20 protein-coding genes and 3 pseudogenes are annotated in these 19,116 nt (G+C 68.7%); 15 read left to right on the top strand and 8 right to left on the bottom strand.

What is annotated here, in order from left to right:
- Positions 1-695: 695 nt before the first annotated feature.
- From IG08_RS60375 to IG08_RS0144860, 4 genes are all read left to right on the top strand, one after another.
- Positions 696-851 (top strand): hypothetical protein, encoded by a 156-nt coding sequence (locus tag IG08_RS60375; protein ID WP_158812349.1) that lies wholly within the window; start codon positions 696-698, stop codon positions 849-851.
- Between the two features lie 408 nt (positions 852-1,259).
- Positions 1,260-1,448 (top strand): hypothetical protein, encoded by a 189-nt coding sequence (locus IG08_RS0144850; protein ID WP_158812350.1) that lies wholly within the window; start codon positions 1,260-1,262, stop codon positions 1,446-1,448.
- Positions 1,449-1,600: 152 nt separating this feature from the next.
- A complete protein-coding gene (locus tag IG08_RS54995) occupies positions 1,601-1,807 on the top strand; it encodes a hypothetical protein (protein ID WP_043456727.1) in 207 nt (68 codons plus the stop codon).
- The gene (locus tag IG08_RS0144860) at positions 1,804-2,187 is read left to right on the top strand and encodes a hypothetical protein (protein ID WP_030617674.1); all 384 of its coding nucleotides are present in this window, start codon (positions 1,804-1,806) and stop codon (positions 2,185-2,187) included. The genes IG08_RS54995 and IG08_RS0144860 overlap by 4 nt, the downstream gene beginning before the upstream one ends.
- 123 nt (positions 2,188-2,310) lie before the next feature.
- On the opposite strand, the gene IG08_RS56145 is transcribed toward IG08_RS0144860, so the two are convergent.
- On the bottom strand, positions 2,311-2,832 hold the full coding sequence (locus IG08_RS56145; protein WP_234343133.1) for a hypothetical protein: 522 nt from the start codon (positions 2,830-2,832) through the stop codon (positions 2,311-2,313).
- Positions 2,833-3,056: 224 nt separating this feature from the next.
- Between IG08_RS56145 and ligA the strand changes: the two genes are divergently transcribed.
- From ligA to IG08_RS0144875, 3 genes are all read left to right on the top strand, one after another.
- The gene (ligA, locus tag IG08_RS55000) at positions 3,057-4,724 is read left to right on the top strand and encodes an NAD-dependent DNA ligase LigA (protein WP_420823317.1); all 1,668 of its coding nucleotides are present in this window, start codon (positions 3,057-3,059) and stop codon (positions 4,722-4,724) included.
- Positions 4,725-4,726: 2 nt separating this feature from the next.
- Positions 4,727-5,053: a BRCT domain-containing protein gene (locus tag IG08_RS63215; RefSeq protein ID WP_420823318.1), complete on the top strand. Its 327-nt coding sequence runs from the start codon at positions 4,727-4,729 to the stop codon at positions 5,051-5,053.
- Between the two features lie 78 nt (positions 5,054-5,131).
- Positions 5,132-5,536 carry an NUDIX hydrolase gene (locus IG08_RS0144875; protein WP_030617678.1) on the top strand — a complete coding sequence of 135 codons (405 nt, stop codon included), beginning with the start codon at positions 5,132-5,134 and terminating at the stop codon, positions 5,534-5,536.
- Here the strand turns inward: IG08_RS0144875 and IG08_RS59540 are convergent.
- Both IG08_RS59540 and IG08_RS0144890 read right to left on the bottom strand, forming a co-directional pair.
- Positions 5,526-6,344 (bottom strand): annotated as a pseudogene (locus tag IG08_RS59540) (IS5 family transposase). The gene IG08_RS0144875 and the pseudogene IG08_RS59540 overlap by 11 nt on opposite strands.
- 100 nt (positions 6,345-6,444) lie before the next feature.
- Positions 6,445-7,248, bottom strand: coding sequence for a hypothetical protein (locus tag IG08_RS0144890; protein WP_158812351.1), 804 nt, complete (start codon positions 7,246-7,248; stop codon positions 6,445-6,447).
- 550 nt (positions 7,249-7,798) lie between these two features.
- Here IG08_RS0144890 and IG08_RS0144895 point away from each other — a divergent pair.
- Together IG08_RS0144895 and IG08_RS0144900 are read left to right on the top strand one after the other, a co-directional pair.
- Positions 7,799-8,116, top strand: coding sequence for a hypothetical protein (locus IG08_RS0144895; protein WP_030617685.1), 318 nt, complete (start codon positions 7,799-7,801; stop codon positions 8,114-8,116).
- 550 nt (positions 8,117-8,666) lie between these two features.
- Positions 8,667-9,230: a DinB family protein gene (locus IG08_RS0144900; protein ID WP_030617686.1), complete on the top strand. Its 564-nt coding sequence runs from the start codon at positions 8,667-8,669 to the stop codon at positions 9,228-9,230.
- Here IG08_RS0144900 and IG08_RS0144905 read toward each other — a convergent pair.
- Positions 9,191-9,946, bottom strand: a complete 756-nt coding sequence (locus IG08_RS0144905) for a hypothetical protein (RefSeq protein WP_030617689.1) — start codon at positions 9,944-9,946, stop codon at positions 9,191-9,193. The genes IG08_RS0144900 and IG08_RS0144905 overlap by 40 nt on opposite strands.
- Positions 9,947-10,793: 847 nt before the next feature.
- Between IG08_RS0144905 and IG08_RS0144910 the strand changes: the two genes are divergently transcribed.
- The 4 genes from IG08_RS0144910 to IG08_RS0144925 all read left to right on the top strand — a co-directional run bounded on the left by IG08_RS0144910 (position 10,794) and on the right by IG08_RS0144925 (position 13,970).
- Positions 10,794-11,018 (top strand): hypothetical protein, encoded by a 225-nt coding sequence (locus tag IG08_RS0144910; protein ID WP_158812352.1) that lies wholly within the window; start codon positions 10,794-10,796, stop codon positions 11,016-11,018.
- Positions 11,019-11,270: 252 nt separating this feature from the next.
- Entirely contained in the window at positions 11,271-12,221 is a 951-nt protein-coding gene (locus tag IG08_RS61855) for a Tn3 family transposase (RefSeq protein WP_234343137.1), read from the top strand.
- Positions 12,222-12,370: 149 nt separating this feature from the next.
- Positions 12,371-13,321 carry a helix-turn-helix domain-containing protein gene (locus tag IG08_RS0144920; protein WP_234343134.1) on the top strand — a complete coding sequence of 317 codons (951 nt, stop codon included), beginning with the start codon at positions 12,371-12,373 and terminating at the stop codon, positions 13,319-13,321.
- A 67-nt stretch (positions 13,322-13,388) separates the two neighbouring features.
- A complete protein-coding gene (locus IG08_RS0144925) occupies positions 13,389-13,970 on the top strand; it encodes a dihydrofolate reductase family protein (protein ID WP_030617700.1) in 582 nt (193 codons plus the stop codon).
- Positions 13,971-14,168: 198 nt separating this feature from the next.
- On the opposite strand, the pseudogene IG08_RS58030 reads toward IG08_RS0144925, so the two are convergent.
- Positions 14,169-14,366 (bottom strand): annotated as a pseudogene (locus tag IG08_RS58030) (transposase); the annotation flags it as partial.
- 142 nt (positions 14,367-14,508) lie between these two features.
- Between IG08_RS58030 and IG08_RS0144930 the strand changes: the two are divergent.
- Positions 14,509-15,756, top strand: a complete 1,248-nt coding sequence (locus tag IG08_RS0144930) for an MFS transporter (protein WP_030617702.1) — start codon at positions 14,509-14,511, stop codon at positions 15,754-15,756.
- 231 nt (positions 15,757-15,987) lie between these two features.
- Here IG08_RS0144930 and IG08_RS0144935 read toward each other — a convergent pair whose 3' ends face one another.
- From IG08_RS0144935 to IG08_RS61860, 3 genes and pseudogenes are all read right to left on the bottom strand, one after another.
- Complete coding sequence (locus IG08_RS0144935; RefSeq protein ID WP_234343135.1) at positions 15,988-16,890, bottom strand: carbon-nitrogen hydrolase family protein; 903 nt, start codon at positions 16,888-16,890, stop codon at positions 15,988-15,990.
- A gap of 389 nt (positions 16,891-17,279) precedes the next feature.
- Positions 17,280-18,230 (bottom strand): nitrilase-related carbon-nitrogen hydrolase, encoded by a 951-nt coding sequence (locus IG08_RS0144940; protein WP_030617708.1) that lies wholly within the window; start codon positions 18,228-18,230, stop codon positions 17,280-17,282.
- A gap of 107 nt (positions 18,231-18,337) precedes the next feature.
- Positions 18,338-18,586: pseudogene (locus tag IG08_RS61860) on the bottom strand (IS630 family transposase); the annotation flags it as partial.
- A gap of 100 nt (positions 18,587-18,686) precedes the next feature.
- On the opposite strand from IG08_RS61860, the gene IG08_RS0144945 reads away from it, so the two are divergent.
- Positions 18,687-19,097: a VOC family protein gene (locus IG08_RS0144945; protein ID WP_030617710.1), complete on the top strand. Its 411-nt coding sequence runs from the start codon at positions 18,687-18,689 to the stop codon at positions 19,095-19,097.
- Positions 19,098-19,116 lie beyond the last annotated feature (19 nt).

Raw genomic sequence — 19,116 nt, forward strand, 5'->3', positions numbered from 1 at the left:
GCGGATCAACGTGCTGTTCGCGATGCTCCGCGACGGCACCTTCTACGAACCCCGAACCCCACGCCTCGCTTGACGAAAGACATAGAGGCACCCCCCCCCGCCTCCGCCTCGGTCACCTCGCCGCCGCAGCGGCTCTCAGCACCCCGGACGACTTCGGCACCCCACCCCCGCCTCCGACCGTCGCGGCCCTCCTGAACGCCTCCCCCCGAGGACTGGGCCAACACCGCGGTGACCGCCACGGGCATTGGCAGACCCAACGGCTCCTCGGCGTTCGAACCCCCTGCCCAGGAGGGCTGTGGAGCCGCTCGCGACGTGCGCTGAGCACGCCCCGTGGCGCCAGAGGATGTGGCCTGGTGCTTGGTTCAGACGATGAGACAGCCGCAGGATCAGCCCGTGCAGGCTCTCACCGGGACGTGGGATCAGGCTCCTGGGCAGCGGTTCGATCGGGGACATCATGGTGGATTCAACTCGCGGCTTCGTCGGAGTGCTGCGGGCCGTGGTCGTCGAAGACGGTGTTCCTACCGGCCTTGAGGGGCCTCGTCCGGCTGGTCGTCGGCTTGGGGGTTTCCGATTCACCGGTGTCGTCCGGGGCTTGGCCGATCCCGTGGGCGGGATTCTCACGGCCGATGATGATTCCGTCGAGGAGTGCCTTGTCGATCTCGCGACCATGCAGAGCGGCAGGGAAGAGGCCGTCCGTGTCCCCCGCCCCCGCCAACCGCACCGCCCTGGCCGTCGCCTTCTTCGGCTCCGACCCGGTGGTCCTCGTCGCCGTCCAAGCGCCCGCGCTCATTCCCGCCCTGTCCCTTGGCCTGGCCGCGTGGGCCGCGCTGTACGTCTTCCTGCGGCTGTGACACTTCGCCGTTCGACCGTCGCCCGCGGCGCCGAAGCCCACCTCGTGGTCCGGCACACGGCGAGCCGGCGGTCCGCGGCAGGGTGACGCCGAGCGCCTGCGCGACATACCGCAACGCACCCGGTGTGCCCGGCACTCCTGCCGGCAGCATCCTCAAATCACCGCACCACCCCGCACCACGGAGGCGGCCATGGCCTGGAAGAAGAGGACAGCCGCCTAGAAAGCAGCCGGAGCCGACCGACGGCATGCCGAGAATCAGCGACGCACACAGCCCGTCTGGGGACCCGATGCGCCGCCCGTCCTGGTCGCCCCCGGCCTCGACCAGCCCTCACGGCCGCAACAGCTCGAGGAACGCTTTGAGGGCTTTCTCAGCCGACAGGTGCTGTACGGCTGGCGGGTCGAACACAGCATGCAGGACGCCGCCGTCCTCGGCTACGACGTGAAACGACACCTCGGCTCCAGCGTGGCCGGCGGTTTTCTGCTGCTCGGCCCACTCGGCGCCCTCGCCGGAGCCGCCATGGCCGGCTCCCCTCTGACCCCACGCCGCATCCAGGTGTGGGTGGACAACACAGGCCACATCTGGGCCAAGGGCATCTGACCGGGCAGACCGCACGACCGTCCTCCGCGGCACTCATTCGCAGCCAGACCCGGGGCCCGGCTCTGCGCGGGCACCGGCCGGCCCGCCAGGAGCCCGAGGACGCCCGCACCATCAGGTACCCAAGCCGGTACCTGTACGGGTACCGTGGGGTTATGCCCGCACTCAACGTGGAATTCAGCCCGGACGAGATGGCACGGCTGCGCGAGCGGGCCACCCTCGCCGGCAAGAGCCTCAAGCAGCACGTGCACGATGTCACTGTCCAGGAAGCCGACCGAATCGCCTTCGTCGAGGGCGCCGTCGCCGAGGCCGAACGCATCCTGCCCGGCGTCACCGACCGCTTCCCCGCCGGCCTGCGGTGAGTCCCATCATCCGTGTCGACGTCGGCTGGGTCCTGCAGATCCAGTCGGCACTCACTCCCCTCAACATCCCCATCGCCGACTGGGGCGCCCTCGCCTTCATGGCCGACCGCCACAAGTTCGAACGCGAACGCGGCGAGCTCTACTACGAGCAGGCGTCGGCCCGCGCGGCCACCTTCCTGCACACCGCCCTGCTGCTGCGCCCCTTCGCCGACTACAACCTCGTCATCGGCTGGGGCTGCACCCACCAGTACATGAGCGTCTCCGGCCAGCCGGTCCAGGCCAAGGACGACGACCTCTTCGCGCTCGCCGGAGCAGTGCGCGCCCAGGAAGCAGACCTGCGGGACGTCGCTCAGCACCTCGAGACCTGGACAGCTGCCTGAGCGTGCCGCCGGGGCGCGGCCTTCGGGAAGCCCAGGCAGCCGGCTGCCGGCCGGTCATCGCGGCCCTGATCCAGCGTTCGAACGCCCGGCAGCTGGCGGCCCTTCCGCGCGGGCAGGTCGGCGTCAGGCGCTGGATGTGCCGGGTGCCGGGTGCCCATCAGGCCGCCGGCCTGTGCCAGACCCCGTCCCGTGAGGCAGCGGAGGACGGCTGACCGGCACCTGCGCCAGTCGGGTATGCCGAGGATCGACATGCAGCCGGGCGGCATTGATGAAGTTCAGCCGGGCGCCTTCCATGCGGTCCCGGGCAACTCGCCACACCTCCTCACCCGTTGCGGTCTGCTGGACGAACTGGTCGCTGTGATCCCAGAACACCTCGTCCATGGTTGCCGCAGCCGCAACGACAGCCGGACTGCCGACCAGCCAGATCGTTCCTAGCGCCACATTCCACGGCACCCAGTCCACCGATTCGCCCTCACACCACGCCCGCCGCAGGGCGAGCTGGATGCGGGTGGACTCGGCCACGATCGCGGCGCACGCTTCGATCTGCTTGTCCCGGGACCAGTGCATACGCTCGGCCCGGCTGGTGAGCAGTGAGCCAGCCAGGACGCCGACCAGCGCAGCCGCCACCCCTCCGACGGTGGTCACGGTCGTAGCCCAGTCCCAAGACATCCGGCTCCCTTCGCGGCATTTGCTCCGGAGGGGTTTCCTGCCCGATGGCGTCCCGCTGGTATGCACATGACGCGCCGCAAGAGGAGCGAACCGGCCACGCACAATTCGGGCTTGATCGCGAGGCAGTCGAGGTGCCGGCCGGCGGGCACCCATGCAGCCGTGCCGTGGCGTTGTCAGTGCTGGCAGGCAGGATGACGGGCATGACAACACCTGCTGCTGTGATCGTGGATGCCGCCGCCTACGCACAGGCGGTCGAGGACACGGTGAAGGCCGCGGCCGCCTACTACGCGGGCGGCACCTCGCCGCTGGACGACGACGCCTACGACCAGTTGGTGCGCGGCATCGCGGCGTGGGAGACCGGCCATCCCGAGCAGGTGCTGCCCGACTCGCCGACAGGGAAGGTCGCCGGCGGCGCCGCAGAGGGCGATGTCCCACACACGGTGGCGATGCTGAGCCTGGACAACGTGTTCTCCCCGGAGGAGTTCACCGCCTGGACCGCCTCGCTGGCCCGGCGCATCGGCCACGACGTCACCGTGTTCAGCGCCGAGCCGAAGCTGGACGGGCTCGCGATCGCCGCCCGCTACACCGACGGCCGCCTCACTCGGCTGATCACCCGCGGCGACGGCACGGCCGGGGAGGACGTCAGCCACGCGATCGGCACCCTCGAAGGCCTGCCCCTCGAGCTGGCCGAGCCGGTGACCGTGGAGGTGCGCGGCGAAGTCCTGATGACCACCGCCCAGTTCGAGCACGCCAACGAGGTGCGCGTCGCGCACGGCGGGCAGCCCTTCGCCAACCCGCGCGGCGCCTCGGCGGGCACGCTGCGCGCCAAGGAGCGCGCCTACACGGTGCCGATGACGTTCTTCGGCTACGGGCTGCTGCCGCTGCCCGACACCGAGGCGGCGCTCGCCGCGCGGCTGGGCGAGCTCGCCCACAGCGCGCTGATGGCGCAGGCCGCCGTGTACGGGGTGAACACCACCGCCGCGACCGCCGTGCCCGGCATCACCGCCACCACGGTGGAGCAGGTCCTGGCCCGGGTGCAGGAGATCGCCGCGCTGCGGGCGACGCTGCCGTTCGGGATCGACGGGGTCGTCATCAAGGCCGATCTGGCCGCCGACCAGCACACGGCCGGATCCGGGACCCGCGCCCCCCGCTGGGCGATCGCCTACAAGCTGCCCGCCGTCGAGAAGATCACCCGGCTGCTCGATGTGGAGTGGAACGTGGGCCGCACCGGCATCATCGCCCCGCGCGCCGTGTTGGAGCCGGTCACCATCGAGGGCTCCACCATCACCTACGCCACCCTGCACAACCCGGCCGACATCACCCGCCGCGACCTGCGTCTGGGCGACCGCGTCATGGTCCACCGGGCCGGCGACGTCATCCCCCGGATCGAAGCTCCCGTCGCGCACCTGCGCACCGGCGACGAACAACCGATCGTCTTCCCCGAGGTGTGCCCGCGCTGCGGGGCCGGCATCGACACCAGCGAGCAGCGCTGGCGCTGCGAGATGGGCCGCAACTGTCACCTGGTCGCCGCCCTCTCCTACGCCGCCGGCCGCGACCAGCTCGACATCGAAGGCCTCGGCCACACCCGCGTTGTCCAGCTCGTCGACGCCGGCCTGGTCGCCGACCTCGCCGACCTGTTCACCCTCACCCGCGAGCAACTGCTGGGCCTGGAGCGGATGGGCGCCACCAGCACCGACAACCTCCTCACCGCCATCGAGACGGCCAAGGGGCAGCCGCTGTCGCGGGTGCTGTGCGCGCCGAAGCGATGCAGCAGGTCGAGGGCATCGGCACCGAGAAGGCCCCATCCATCGTCGCCGAGCTCGCCGAATTGGCCCCGCTCATCGACAAACTCGCCGCGGCCGGGGTGAACATGACCGAACCAGGCGCTACCCCACCCGCCCCCGGCATCGCCGACAGCAGCGCGGGGAGCACGGAGCAGGTGGGCGGGCCGCTGGCCGGAATGACGGTGGTCGTCACCGGTGCGATGACCGGCGCCCTGGAGAAGCTCAGCCGTAATCAGATGAACGAGCTCATCGAACGCGCCGGTGGACGCTCCTCCTCCAGCGTCTCCAGAAAGACCAGCCTGGTCGTCGCCGGAGAAGGCGCCGGATCCAAGCGGGCCAAGGCCGAAGACCTCGGCATCCGCCTGGCCGCCCCGGACGAATTCGCCACCCTCATCGCCGACTTCATCGACTAAGACGTTGTCTCGATTGGCGGCTCAAGTCACTTCCGCAACTAGGGCACCGCCCGCGTCGGGATCGATAGTGTCCATGCCATGGAGGAGATCGCGGTCAAGCGAGAAGCTGTGGTGGCTGTCCTGCAGAAGGACGGTCAGGTCCTGGTGATCTTGCGGGGTCCGCAAGCACGGCAACCCGGCTACTGGGCCCCGCTCAGTGGCACGATCGAGCCGGGCGAGCAGCAGCAGGACACGCTGGTTCGCGAAGTGCACGAGGAGATCGGGCTACGCGTGACTCCCCTCGGCAAGGTCTGGGAGAGCACGACCGGGGACGGCACCTTCGTACTGCATTGGTGGACCGCCGAGGTCACGGGCGGAGAGCTCACGCTCGATCCAGGAGAGGTCAGCGAGGCTCGCTGGGTCACCGCCGAGGAGTTCGGCCAGTTGCAGCCGACGTTCGCGGGGGATCGCTCCTTCTTCGCCGAGGTTCTCCCTACGCTGTGACGGTGGTTCGGCTGTCCGTGCTGCGGCGATAGCAGATCAGAGTGCTGGCGATGCCGACGAAGGCGAGGAAGTGCTCGGCCTTGCGCTCGTAGCGGCGGTGCAGCCGACGACAGCCATTCAGCCAGGACATCGTCCGCTCGATCACCCAACGATGCCGGCCCAGGCGCTCAGTCGGCTCGATGCCGCGGCGGGCGATGCGCGGCGCGATCTGCCGGCGGCGCAGCCAGCTGCGTAGGTGGTCAAAGTCGTAGCCCTTGTCGGCGTGCAGCTTGGCTGGGCGCCGACGGCGAGGCCCGTAGCGGGAGCGGATCGGCGGTATGCCACGCATCAGCGGCACCAGCGCCTGGCTGTCGAGCAGGTTGGCGCCGGAGATGCCCACCGAGATCGGTAACCCCGTTCCGGTCGCAGATCACGTGAATCTTCGACCCTAACTTGCCGCGATCGGTCGGATTCGGTCCCGTCAGGGACCCCCTTTGACCGCCCTCACGCTGACCGAGTCGATTGCGCACCGCGACCAGTCCAGCTCACCGTTCGCGCCGAGCCGGTCCAGTACCACCCGGTGCAGTTTGGCCCACACCCGAGCCTTGGGCCAGTCCGTGAAGCGTCGGCGCACGGTCTGCCAGGAGGCGCTAAAGATCGGCGGCAACTGCCGCCACGTGCAGCCGGATGTGGCCACGAAGATGATCGCCGCCAGCACCGCACGGTCATCACAGCGCCGCCGACCTCCTCCTTGTTCGCGAACCGGTGGCTCCGGCGCCACCTCCTCAAAGATCTCCCACAGCCCGTCCGGCACCAGCCGTTCAACTATGCCCATGCCAGAACAACGAGCCGGCACCAATCAAGACATCGTCTAACTCCACCCTCTTGAGGGGGTGCCCCACCTCACAAGCCCTGTGGGCGTGACCGGTTCAGGAGCTGATCGGTAGGTCCCTCCGTGCCTGCTCCAGGTCGGTCGCCCAAATCCACAACCGGTGCTGGGGCGGCACCTGGTGGTAGCCGTAGAGGCCGACCTCGGTCAGCGTCCGCAGGTCCACGCACACCCGCTGGTAGGCCTGGCCGATCGCGTGGGCCGGATCGGTCAGTTCCCTGACGCCGAGCTTGATGCAAGCCCGGTACTCATATCCCAGCAGCAGGTCCTGCCCGACCTGGGCCCAGGCGCCGAGTTGCTGTGTCCAGGCCGCCTCCGCCTCGTCCAACAGCAGGTTCAAGTCCTTGGCGGGCGGGATGGAGGGGTAGATGAGGAAGGTGGCCGCCCAGCCGAGCGCCACCATGTCCAGGTTGAACGTGCGCCGACGGGGGTCGTCGCGTGGCGGCAGCGGATCGGAGGCGCTGCCGGTGAACCAGGGCGCGGTGTAGGCCAGCAGGCGTCCGTTGCCCTCGACGAGCTCACCGGTGGCGATCACGGCCATCTTGCGCTGGGAGCCGTCGGGACGGGCCAGACGGGTAGCCACCATGGCCGTATGCGCCTCGGCCGCCGCCTGGCCCGCGTCCTGATGGCGCTGCGCGGCGTCGGGGGTGATCCGGGAGACGAGATAGTCGCGCAGATCCTGCGGCAGCGCGTCGTACGTGCCATCCACCAGCCGGGTCTTGGCGCGCTCCAGAGCAGCCTGGGCGGCGGCCGGGGCGCCACCAAAATGGCTTTCCGGGGTGTCGATGGACACCATGCGGATGGCCATGGCGATGTTAGGAGTGTCGCCGTCGGTGACGCTCAAGAACCGGTACTCGTTGGCGGGCCGGCTAGGGCCCACGAAACCGAGATCAACCACAGCTGCTCTCCCGAAGGTTGGCCCGAGGCCGCGAGGGCGGGACACCCGGCAGAAGCATCACGGCTGATCAGGGGGTTTCGGTACAAGCCCGCCCGCCGGTGACATAGCGGTTCCTGGCTCCGGCATCCTCCAAACCTGCGCGGAGAGTTCTCACCCGCCGGCGGACGACGGCAGCAAGTAGGGCCAGAACTCATTGGGCGGGGCCACCACTCACTGATGAAGCCACGGTGTCGCCAACATCGGGGAACGTACCCCGGAGCGAAAGAGCAGTGCCACGCCGGCCAGCACGCGGTCGCACCACGGTCTCAGGTGACGCTCCGTCACCGGGTCCACGCCGGACACCGCCAGGGCGCGGTGCCACTGCCATCTACTGGTCACACCAGGTGATCAACAGCCGATGACGCCGTCGGCGTGACGTACCGTCGCGGCCGCAACCGCAGCGGCCCTTGCGGGGCTCTGGACCTGTGACCCGCAATTCGCCGGCGAGGAGACAGAAATGACCCCCTGGAGCAACGAGAGCCTCAGTTCGTGCGCCTTCGTCGACCCCTACGCCGCACATCCCAGTGACAATGCCTGGCCGACTCCCGCCCAGTCCTACGATGACCTCGACTACTTCCTGCCGCCGCCCAACCCCGCTGACCGCCTCAGCTTCACTCTCACCCCCCACGACCAGCAACGCCTCGCCCTGCATGCGGCACTCACCGTCGCCGGCATCCCCCCGATGCCCGAAGACCGTGCCGTCATCGACCAGCTCAGCACCCTTCCGGCAGACGTCAACAACACCCTCCAGCGCTGGCTGCACCACGCCCAATGACATCACCGGCCCGCGGCCGGGCTCAAGCACGCCGACCGCGTTCGTGGCACCTCGGGGTGCCCCAGCTCACACGGCAGGTGTTGCCAACAGCGGAACATCCAGCGGCAGTTGACCGTTCATCTGTATGTGGCCGCGGAGGGGACAGTGTCCCCGGGCCTCACCTACAGCCCATGGGGACGATCGTCCGGCTGAAGCCCCATGGAGCCTTCCGCCGAGAGGCGACCGCCCTCCGCGCGCCACCGCCTCATGGCCCCGGCTGGTCTCCCCCGTCCAGCCGGGGCTTCGCGTTGCCTGCCCGTCACGGGTCGAACGCCGCTATCGGGCGAGCGTGCCGTGCTGGCATTCCGGGACGTCGAAGTTCGACTCCTCCCCCAGGTCTTCAGTGCCTTGGTGGAGCTAGCGCCCTTGAACTTGATGAGGGAGTCTTCGCCATCTTCGAACATGCAGGTCGGAGGCTCTGGCGTGGCGCTCGCTCGCTCTCGCGGCCCACGGCCGGCGACGCCGTCCGCGAGGGCCGCAGCCAGGTCTACGTTGTATGTAGTGTGCGGAAATGACGAGAAGCGAGCGGCTCGCGGACCAACTGGACTGGTACTGGCACAAGAACCTGCGGCCGCGGCTGCACGGTCTTGCCGATGAGGAGTACTTCTGGGAGCCGGTGCGTGGCTGCTGGAGCATCCGCCCACGTGGCACGTCGGCCGCACCGATGTCGGCAGGTTCGGGGGAATGGACGATGGACTCCGCGTCCCCTGACCCGGTGCCGGCGCCGGTGACCACGATTGCCTGGCGGCTGGCGCACATCATCGTCTCCTGCCTGGGCTATCGGGTCGGATGGTACTTCGGCGGCCAGGACGTCGACTCCGAGACATTCGCCTACGCGGGGACCGCTGACGAGGCGCTAAAGCAGCTCGATGAGATGTATGGGAGATGGAACGCGGGGGTCCGCGAACTCTCGGACGCTGACCTGGAGAATCCGCCCACGGTGGGTCCCGAGCGGTTTCCCATGGAGAACAGGGTCCTGCACGTCAACAGGGAGCTGATCCATCACGGCGCCGAGATTTCCCTGCTGCGCGACCTCTACCGCTGGCAGGACGGAGCCGTACCGCGCCGAATATGACTTTCCGGTAACCGGCGGTCGAGGTCGGTCTGCAGGAGGTTGACGAGCTGTCCGCGCAGGAGAGCGTGGATGGTGACGACGGCGACCATGATGCCGTCGCGGGGGTCGTGGAGGCGGTCGAGAAGACCGGCAATGCCGTCGGAGGGCAGCGAGGCGGGCAGAGATCGGCTGCTGGCGAGAGAGACGCTGCGGGCGGGATCGCGAAAGACTAGGCGTTCGGGTTTGAGGGCCCTGATCAGGGAGCGTAGTGAGGTGTGTAGACGGCGGGCCTGATCGCCGCGGAGCGAGCCCAGGGCGTCCTCGATGTGCTTCTTGGTGATCTCGCGGGGATCGGTTAGCCCAGCGACGCACCACGCTTGGAGGGTGGGCAGGACGGCGACCACGTAGTTTTCGACGGTCTTGGGGCTGCGGAACCGGCTGGGGGCGCTGCCCTGGCCCAGGAGCACGTCGATGAACGTGTGCACCGCGCCGGAGAAGGCCGGGTGGCTGATGATGGAGGCGTGGTGTCGAGCGCGGGCGATGCACGGGTCGCTGGGCGGTTGGGCTTCGAGAAGGCCGCGCAGGCGGAGGTAGTTGATGACACGGGCGCCCTGGAGGCTGGCGCGCATTGAGGCCAAGGCCCGGATGTCCGTCTCGCGGATGGGGACGCCAGTGCCGAGGTGCCCCGTCACGATGCGCAGGGTGCGGATGCTGCCACTGAACGAGTCGGGTTCCATCCGCGACTGCGCATGTAGGCGGTGAAGTCGGCGAGCAGCCTGGAAGCCTGTGCGGTGAGGGCGGCGGCCTGGTGTTGTCCAGACGGGTCCAATCCCGAGGCGGGGCCGCGAAGAGCTCCAACTGAGCCTGGTCGAGGAGATGCTCGGACAGTTGGCGTGCGGACTCTGACCGGGCGCGGGCGCGGCGGCGTTTGAGGGCGAAGCGGCCTTGGAGCGGCGCCGTGCCGGGCAGCTGGCGCCCGGTTGCCAGCCCGGCTGGATGGGGACGGGCGAACCACAGTTGGTCGCCGTTCTTCATCGCGACCTGGGCGGTGTCGGCTTCAGTTTCGGCGACGATGATCCGGCACATGCGGCACATCCCGCCGCTGAGCATCAGCGTTCGGTTACAGCGGCCGCACTCGGCTTCCCTACCACCGCGCTTGCGCATCTCAAAGCACCAGTTGGTGCACGGCACGCGGCGGTCGTTCGCCCAGGCCAGACAGTGAGCGCAATGCCCCCGCAGTTCAGGATCTCGCTGCCCATCCTGGCGGGTCGGGCCAGTGCCCCGCGGCGGGACCACCCGGCGGGCGGAGGCGGTGCGAGGAGAGATCCGACGGCTGATGGACCAACACGCACACACACCCCGGTCCCAGCAGCACACCTCAACACCCTGGCAGGACTCCTCGTCCACGCCACCGCACACGGCGCGACCCTCACGACAGAGACCAAACCAGCGAGTTGATTCTTTACGGGCCCTTACGAGGTGGTGCTCGATTGTGGGTGGGGCGTCGTGATCTTGGTACCGTCGGTCATTGCCTTTCAGCGGGCTGGCTTGTGACCGATGGGACGCTGCGCGCATGATGACCGCGTGAATAACTGGATGCGTGCCCGGAACGGTTGGACGATCCTTCTGATGTTCTGGGGGCTCACGCTGGCCGGCGGGCTGTTCGGGGAAGCAATGTCACGGATGGTCTTCGAGCACCACCCTGCGGCGTCTGTCACCTGGAACCTGCCGTGGCTGGTGGGCGGCTCTCTGTTTGTGGCCCTTAGCGGCACCGTTGGTGTTCTGCGGCGGCGTCGGCGGCAAGGCTGACGAGCATCGGCAATGCCGGTTCCAACGGTCGGGGATGTGGAGAAGTCCGCGCGAGTTGGTGTTGTTTGTGACGCAATACCTGGTCCGCGCGGCCTTGTCCCATCGTATTTTCACTGGTCTCCGGCGCCGTCGACTCGGCGCGCTGCTCGGCGAGTTGGCCGACGCGTGGACGACCTCGGAAGAGGGGCGACTGCACGGCCGCCGGGGCCACGACCGCATGCGGCGGCTGGAGCAGGCCCCCGTCACCAGTTGGTGTTCACCGACCGTGTCATCGCTGCTTTGGTCATCCTGCGCTTCCAACTGCCACACGCGGCGCTGGCCGTGCTCTACGGCGTGGACCGCTGCACGATCACCCGGGCCGTCCACGAGATCCGCCCGCTCCTGGCTGCCCGTGGCTTCGCCGTGCCAGGCCGTCCCGACGTGCGGCTTCGCACGCTGGCGAATGTCTTCGCCCATGCCGCGGCTGAGGGCGTCGAGCTGCGGCTGGATGGTACGGAGTCCGGGTGCGCCGTCCGCGGGCGAGCAAGCCCGGCCGACGCGCGTTCGGTCTCGGGGAAGATGCGGCAGAACACCAAGAAGACCACCGTCGTCACCGACGAGAAGGGCCGCACCTTGTGGGCCGGGGCGTTCCGGCCCGGTCGCATACACGACCAGACGGCTGTGAAGACCGAGGGCTCTGCGACCTGTTCGAGCGGTACCCGGAGGTCACGGCAAAGGGGCTCTTCACAATGCAAAGTGTCTTCGGTGACGCTGATGCGCCGATTGTCGTCGAACTCGCGCAAAAACCAGATCTACAAGGCGTTCCGGGAGGTCGGGCGCGTGATGCGGACCGTGGCACTGCTGCGGTTCCTCGCCGACTCGGGGCTGCGGGCACGGGTGACCGCGGCCACCAACAAGGCCGATGCCTACAACGGGTTCTCCGCCTGGACCCCGGTTCGGCAACCAGGGCGTGATCGCCGAGAACGGCCCGGCCGAGCAGGAAAAGTCGGTCAAATGGAACTCGCTGCTGTGCAATCTGATCGTGTTCACACCGCGATCGACATGATGGAGGTCATCCGGCAGCTGGTTGCCGAGGGGTGGCGGGTGACCGCTGAGGATCTGGCCCAGCTCTCGCCCTACCTGACCTCCCACATCCTCCGGTTCGGCGCGCCTACGCAACCGACGAACTCCACATCCCGCCGGACGTGTTCGACCCCGCGCTGAACGAGGTCGACTTTGGCGGCGAACAGCCCGCGGCCGCGTAGCAGGGCACGGTAACGCAGCAGAGGGTGGTTTAGCGCCTCCCCCATGCAGGGCGACACTGGAGGGCCGAGAATCCTCCATCGCTCACGCAGCACGCGCAACCCACGCAAATGTCCGCGGCCGGGCGCTCGTCCGGGATCGGCGCCGGCTCGATGCTGGCGGCAGCGCGGCTGGACCATCCCGGCGCGCGATGCCGGCGGGGCATCGGCGATGCTGTGGGCGTGGAGTACGTGTCCAGAGTGCCGCGACCGCCGCTGGACGGGCTGATCGACGACCTCTACTACCTGGAGGGTGCGCCGCCGTACGCCCGGCTGACGCTGCCGCCGAGCCCGGCGGCGCTGCTCATCGTCAGGCTCGGTTCGCCGTTCCTCATCCGCGCCGGAACCGACATCGAGACGGCCGAGTACGCCGACGGCTGCGTGGTCACCATGCCCACCCGCGCGTTGGAGTTCGGCTACCCACTCCGAACCCGGCCCGTCGGCGTGCACTTCAAGCCGTGGGGGCCGGCACCGTTCCTGCCAATGCCCGCGGCCGAGCTGTGTGACCGGCCGGTGACGATAGAGCAGGTTTGGGGCCGGCCCGCCATTGCTGAGCTTCGAGACCGGCTGGCCACGGCGGACGGACCGCACGAGATGCTGACGCTGCTCGAGGAGGAGCTGATGCGACGGCTGTGCGAGACCGCCGGCCTGGGGCTGGTCCGCCATACGAGCAGTGTCATCGCGGCGACCAGCGGGGCGGTGGCGATCGGCGACCTGAGCGTGGCAGCCGGTGTCAGCAGCACTCATCTGGCACAGCGGTTCAAGGAGCTCATCGGCGTCACGCCGAAGCGGCTGGCCCGCACCTACCGCTTCGCCACCACCGTGCTCTCGATCAACCCCGCCGAACCGATCGACTGGGCCGACCTCGCCAGTAGTGCAGGCTACTTCGACCAGGCCCACTTCGGTCACGAGTTCCGGGAGTTCACCGGGCTCACGCCGACCCGGTACGTCGAAGTCCGGCGGCAGTTCCTGCGCGAACATCCCGGCCACGTGCTGGACAACTGGCCGCTGCCGGCCGATTGATTTCTTACAAGAGCGACAGCTCAACGACACGCTAATTTGGAGGCACCCCAAAGCAAAGGAGCGCCCCGTGGGCAAGGTGGTCATGTACGCCTCGGTGTCGGTGGACGGCTTTGTCGCGGACGAGAGTGACCAGCCCGGACCGCTGTTTGACTGGTTGTCCAGCGGTGACGTCCCGTTGGACGAGAGCGGCGAGGTAAAGGTGTCGCAGACGTCCTACGACTACATCCGGCCGTACTGGGACCAGATCGGGGTGACAATCTGCGGCCGCCACGTCTTCGACCTGACGGACGGCTGGGACGGGAAGCCTCCGAGCGGGATCGACCACGTGGTCGTCGTGACGCACCGGCCGCAGCCCGAGGGCTGGGACCCCGAGGCGCCGTTTCACTTCGTCGACGGCGTCGAGGCAGCCGTGGCCAAGGCGCAGGAGCTTGCGGGTGAGCGCATGGTCGAGGTCGCCGCTGGCGACGTCGGCGGCCAGGTGCTTGCCGCGGGCCTGGTCGACGAGGTGCGCATGGACGTCGTACCCGTCGTGTTCGGGTCCGGCAAGCGCTACTTCGGGTCGGTCCACGCGCAGCACCTGCTGGAGGATCCTGACGTGGTGATTCAGAGCAACCGGGTGCTTCACCTGCGCTATCGGGTGCGCCGTTGACCGATCTGAGCGGGTACGCGAAGAAGTCCACTGCGAACGGTGACACAAGATCGGACCTCCGGCTGCGTTTGCGCATCGCTGTCCCTGGTCGGGCAGCCGACGCCGACGCCCCAGCACCTCACCTGCGGCAAGTTCAACTCAAGATCACTGGTTGCCGGTTTCCGTCGTATCTTGGCCGACCCCCAGGAAGAGCGGCTCTCACAATGCAGGGTGTAGTCGGGGTCTGAATCCGCCTGTCTCGAGTAGGGATCGGGCGATGTAGTTGGTGAGGTCGCGGAAGCCGAGGGCGGAGCCGCGCAGGTGCTCCAGGCGGCCGTTGATCGCTTCGGTTGGACCGTTGCTGGTGCCGGGCCGGTCGAAGTAGGCCAGTACGTCAGCGGCTCGCTTACTCAGGGTGGAGAACGGTCGCCTGCGCCATCAACCGGCGGATCGTGCTTCGGTAGTCCGCACACTCCCGGCGCAGACGCCTTTCCCTCAGTAGCGGCCAGGTGTGAAAACCCGTTGATGGGCCCACCGCCCAGCCGCAACGATCAGGCGCATGTCTGCCGCCCTGGCGCCTCTGCGTCACCGCCCGTTCCGTCACCTCTTCATCGGTACGACGGCAAACCTGCTCGGCAACGGGGTGGCGCCGATCGCCCTGGCCTTTGCCGTGCTCGACGCCACTGGCTCGGTCGGCTCGCTCGGGTTGGTGGTCGGCGCCCACTCCCTCACCGGCATCCTCTTCCTGCTGTACGGCGGGGTGTTGGCGGACCGGCTGCCGCGCGGCCCGCTGTTGGTCGGCAGCAGCGTGGTCAGCGCCGCGAGCCAGGCGGTGATCGCTGCCCTGGTTCTCACCCACAGCGCCGCCATCCCCCTGCTCATGGTGCTCGCCGCGGTCAACGGGGCGTCAGGTTCCTGCTACCAGCCCGCCGCCCAGGCCCTGCTGCCCCAGACCGTGCCGGCCGAGTCCCGCCGTGCCGCCCTCGCGCTCTCCCGGATCGCGGGCAGCAGCGCGACGATCGTGGGTGCCTCGCTGGGCGGTGTCCTGGTCGCCGCGGTCGGCCCCGGCTGGGGCCTGGCCGTCGACGCGCTCAGCTTCGCGCTTGCCGCCGCGTCCTTCGCGCTGGTCCGCGTCCAGGTCGCCCCGCCCGCGCCCAGCCCCGGCCTGGTGCATGAACTGCGCGTCGGATGGCAGGAGTTCACCTCCCGCAGCTGGGTGTGGGTGATCGTGATGGCCTTCTGCTTCCTCAACGCCGGCGTCACCGCCTCGTTCACCGTCCTCGGCCCGGCCGTCGCCGACACCACCGGGATCGGCCGCACCGGCTGGGGCCTGGCCGTCGCCGCGGGCTCGCTCGGCGCGGTCGCCGGCGGCGTACTGTCGCTGAGATGGCGGCCCCGGCGCGCGATCCTGGTCGGCTGCGCGCTGATGGGCCTGACGGCGATGATCCCGCTGCTGCTCGCGCTCGCCCCGTACACCTGGGTGCTGGTCGTGGCCAACTTCGTGGCAGGCGTGGGTATCGAGCAGGCCGGCGTCGCCTGGTACTCGACCCTCAATGAGCAGATCCCCGAGGACCGCCTTGCCCGCGTCTACGCCTACGACGACCTCGGCTCCTACCTCGCGCTCCCGCTCGCCCAGTTCGCCGCCGGACCCGCCGTACTCCTCCTCGGCCTCCATGCCACCCTCTACGCGGCCGCCGCGCTCATCCTCCTCGCCACCCTCGCCATGGTCGCCACCCCCTCCATCCGCGCGCTGGTCCCGAGGACCGCAGAACCGCTGCGCGCCTCCGAAGATCCGGTGCCTCGCTGAGCTCGACTCTGACGCACAAATATCCACAGGTGGGCACGATGGTGCGCCCAGCGGGTCCGTGCCCGCTGGGTTTCATCCCGGTGGTTCATCCGGTGCTCGCCATGGGGTCGAGGGTGACCCGTCAGCCGGTACGTCAGCCGTTTCACCAGGTGCGGAACGGACTGAATCCGAGGTGTTCGCGGTGCCCGGAGCCATCCCGTACGCGCGAAACCCTCGGATTCTGCTTCTGAGCTAGAAGGCCGCTGTCCGGTCTTCGCTGCGCGGGTCGGTCACTTGGTGCTCGGTGTAGATGCCCGCGCGCGCCTCACGACGCCAGGGACGCCCGTAGGTCACTGCTCCGGCGGCGGCCTCGGAACTGTTGTCGAGGTTCACGACGGCTACCGATGGCGAGTCGTCCGCGGGGCACCGCGCAAGCCAGTCGCCGTTGGGAGCGGCGATTCCGGACGGTGCGGTGGCGCTGTCCTGTGCCGGCCCTGACAAGCTGACCCAGTAGCTGTTGACCGCGGCGTGGCCTTGGGCTTGGGCGGCGGTGTTACCCGGGGTGCCGCTGGTGGAGAACAGGACGCAGTCGACATCCAGCTTCTCGTATTCTGCGAACAACTCCGGGTAGTGGATCTCCATGCCGAGCAGGCAGCCGAAGCGCACACCGTCGACCTCGAAGGTCACCGGTGAGACGCCCGGCGAGTACATGTACGAGACCTTCGTCTTCGACAGCAGGCGCTCGTCATAACGCGTGACGACCCCGCCGCGATCGGTGATGACGTAGAGGCTGTTGTGTGGACGGTTCGGGCCCGTCAAGCGGTGCACCGATGCGATCACCGTCCACAACCGCAACTCGCGGGCCAGCTCGGCGATCGCAGCCAACTCCGATTGGAGCACCGGCCACTGGCACCGATCCCAGTCCGCCGGGCCGACCGTGTCCGGGCCGTCGACGGACATGACAAGCTTGCTGGGAAAGCAGATCGCGCCTTCCGGAAAGTGCACGATCCTCGCTCCCTGAGCGCTGGCCTCGCGCATCAGAGCACGGACCTCACGCCCGCTTTCGCGCAGCGCTTCAACGTCTCGGGGGTCATCGCGTACGGGGGTCTGCGCTACGGCGAGCCGCACGCTGTTGGGATTCCTTGCTTCCGACATGACGTCTCCTGATGGAGTCGGACGGAAGTGCCGGAGGGCGGACGTGTAGGACTCACCGGTCTTGGCGGCGCGGGCACGCACCTGGTGCTTGAAGTTCCTACGGGCTGTCATCGCGGCCTTCCACGCCTTGAGCGACGGCTCCCCGGCAACCTCGCCCGAGGCGATCGGGCTGCAACAACGACCTGAGACGCTGGTCCCTTTGCCTCCGATGGGAGACCGTGCTGGGGACGGTCGCGGGAGGTTCGGCGTAGGCCACGCAGTCGGTCATCATGCCGTCGCTCGCAGGCTCCGTCAACATCCTTCAACACGTCCAGCGCACTGTCGAATGGCCGGCTGCTGAAGAGAGGCACCTCAGCTCAACACGCAGAACTTGACAGAGAAGTGGCGGGTCAGCTGCTGGTGACGGTGGTCTTGGGTGACTCGTCGACGTGGAGGGTGAAGACGTCGGGGCGGGCGTAGTGGCCGGTGGTGTCGAGGTCGAAGCGGGCGCGGGTGAGGTCGTCGAGGTCGAGGTCGGCGGTCAGGATGCCCTCGCCGTCGCGCAGCGGCCCGGCCAGGACCTCGCCGAGCGGGGAGACGATGACGGAGCCGCCGCCGATCAGGACCGTGTCGGGCTCGTCGCCCTGGACGGGGTGGAGGTCGGCCGGGAGGGCGTCGCGACGCAGGTACTGGTTGGCGCTGAGGACGAAGCAGCGGCCCTCCAGCGCGATGTGCCGCATGGTGGCCTGCCAGGCGTCGCGGTCGTCCACCGTCGGCGCGCACCACAGGTCGACGCCCTTGGCGTACATCGCCGTACGGAAGAGCGGCATGTAGTTCTCCCAGCAGATGGCCGCGCCGATGCGGGCGCTGCCGGTGTCGATGACGGGGAGGGTGGAGCCGTCGCCCTGGCCCCACAGGTAGCGCTCGGCGGCGGTGGGCATCAGCTTGCGGTGCAGGCCCAGGTAGCCGTCGGGGCCGAAGAAGAGCACGACGCAGTACAGGGTGCCGCCCTGGCGTTCGACCGCGCCGACCACGGCGTGGCATCCGAGCTCCCGGGTGACGGTGGCCAGGGCCGCGACCTCCGGGCCGGGGATCTCGATGGCGGAGGCGTGGTAGCGGCGGAACAGGTCGCGGCCGGCCGGGGTGCGGCTGCCGACCGTCATGCCGAAGTCCAGCCCTTTGGGATAGCCGCCGAGGAACGCCTCGGGGAGCACGACGACCTCGGCACCGTGGGTCACTGCGGCCTCGCGGATGAGTTCTTCGGCCCGGGTCACTGCGGTCGGGGTGTCGAACAACGGGGCCGCCGCTTGGGCGACGGCGACGGTCACAGTGCGGCGGGAGTCAGGAGAGGCAGAAGTCATGCTTCGACGGTAGGAACCACGACGCTCATCCGGCAAACTAATCTTTTGAGTGATCAACATTCATGAAGCCAATCTAGTGCCCTGACCGTGTAGGTTCGCCGGGTCACTCAGGCTGCGGCGGCGAGGGGGCGTCCGCCCCAGCGGATGCCCTTTTCGCTGCGGATGCGGGCACGTTCCCTGCGCTCGGCGGCCAGGACGGCGTGGTGGCGGGCGTTGGCGTTTCGCCGGCGAAGGTAGGCGTGCGGGGCCCGAGTCTGAGCAGTGTGGTTGCGGTGGTTGGAGTTGGCAACGGTGAATTGCCGCAGCGGCCCGAAGTGGGCCTCGATCGGGTTGGCCCAGGACGCGTAGGTCGGGGTCTGGGGGTGAAGCCCCCAGGAATTTATTGTTCCCGCCCCTCAGCGGAGCTGCTCAGGGCCTGTCTCGAAGTCGGGTGTGAGCTCGTGACAAGATCGCGGGATGCTGCGACTCACCGATTTCATTATCGACTGCCCGGACACGATGAAGCTGGCGGCTTTCTACTCCGAGGTGACGGGCCGTCCGATCAAGGAAGGCAGCTCCGAGGACTGGGCTGGCATCCAGTTCGGCGAGATCGAGCTGGCATTCATCCGGGTGGACGACTACCGCGCTCCGCAGTGGCCCGACAGCGAGCACCCCAAGCAGTTCCACCTCGACTTCGAAGTGGACGAGATCGAGTCCGAGCAGCGCCGCGTCCTCGACCTCGGCGCGACGCTGAGGCAGGACTTCATCGGCCCAAACGGATACGGCTGGCAGATCTACACCGACCCGATCGGCCACCCCTTCTGCCTGTGCCGCAACAAGGGCGTCATCTGGACCGACCAGGGCCCGATCTGGCCCAAGCGCGACTAAGAGCCCGCGCGGATAGGCG

The organism is Streptomyces fulvoviolaceus (assembly GCF_000718165.1).
GTDB classification, from domain to species: domain Bacteria; phylum Actinomycetota; class Actinomycetes; order Streptomycetales; family Streptomycetaceae; genus Streptomyces; species Streptomyces fulvoviolaceus.

Bases quoted from the DNA above. Each gene is read 5' to 3' on its own strand.
- IG08_RS0144850 (WP_158812350.1), top strand. From the start codon at position 1,260: ATGCAGGACGCCGCCGTCCTCGGCTACGACGTGAAACGACACCTCGGC.
- IG08_RS54995 (WP_043456727.1), top strand. From the start codon at position 1,601: ATGCCCGCACTCAACGTGGAATTCAGCCCGGACGAGATGGCACGGCTG.
- ligA (WP_420823317.1), top strand. From the start codon at position 3,057: ATGACAACACCTGCTGCTGTGATCGTGGATGCCGCCGCCTACGCACAG.
- IG08_RS63215 (WP_420823318.1), top strand. From the start codon at position 4,727: ATGACCGAACCAGGCGCTACCCCACCCGCCCCCGGCATCGCCGACAGC.
- IG08_RS0144875 (WP_030617678.1), top strand. From the start codon at position 5,132: ATGGAGGAGATCGCGGTCAAGCGAGAAGCTGTGGTGGCTGTCCTGCAG.
- IG08_RS0144895 (WP_030617685.1), top strand. From the start codon at position 7,799: ATGACCCCCTGGAGCAACGAGAGCCTCAGTTCGTGCGCCTTCGTCGAC.
- IG08_RS0144900 (WP_030617686.1), top strand. From the start codon at position 8,667: ATGACGAGAAGCGAGCGGCTCGCGGACCAACTGGACTGGTACTGGCAC.
- IG08_RS0144905 (WP_030617689.1), bottom strand. From the start codon at position 9,946: ATGGAACCCGACTCGTTCAGTGGCAGCATCCGCACCCTGCGCATCGTG.
- IG08_RS0144920 (WP_234343134.1), top strand. From the start codon at position 12,371: ATGTCCGCGGCCGGGCGCTCGTCCGGGATCGGCGCCGGCTCGATGCTG.
- IG08_RS0144930 (WP_030617702.1), top strand. From the start codon at position 14,509: ATGTCTGCCGCCCTGGCGCCTCTGCGTCACCGCCCGTTCCGTCACCTC.
- IG08_RS0144935 (WP_234343135.1), bottom strand. From the start codon at position 16,890: ATGTCGGAAGCAAGGAATCCCAACAGCGTGCGGCTCGCCGTAGCGCAG.
- IG08_RS0144940 (WP_030617708.1), bottom strand. From the start codon at position 18,230: ATGACTTCTGCCTCTCCTGACTCCCGCCGCACTGTGACCGTCGCCGTC.
- IG08_RS0144945 (WP_030617710.1), top strand. From the start codon at position 18,687: ATGCTGCGACTCACCGATTTCATTATCGACTGCCCGGACACGATGAAG.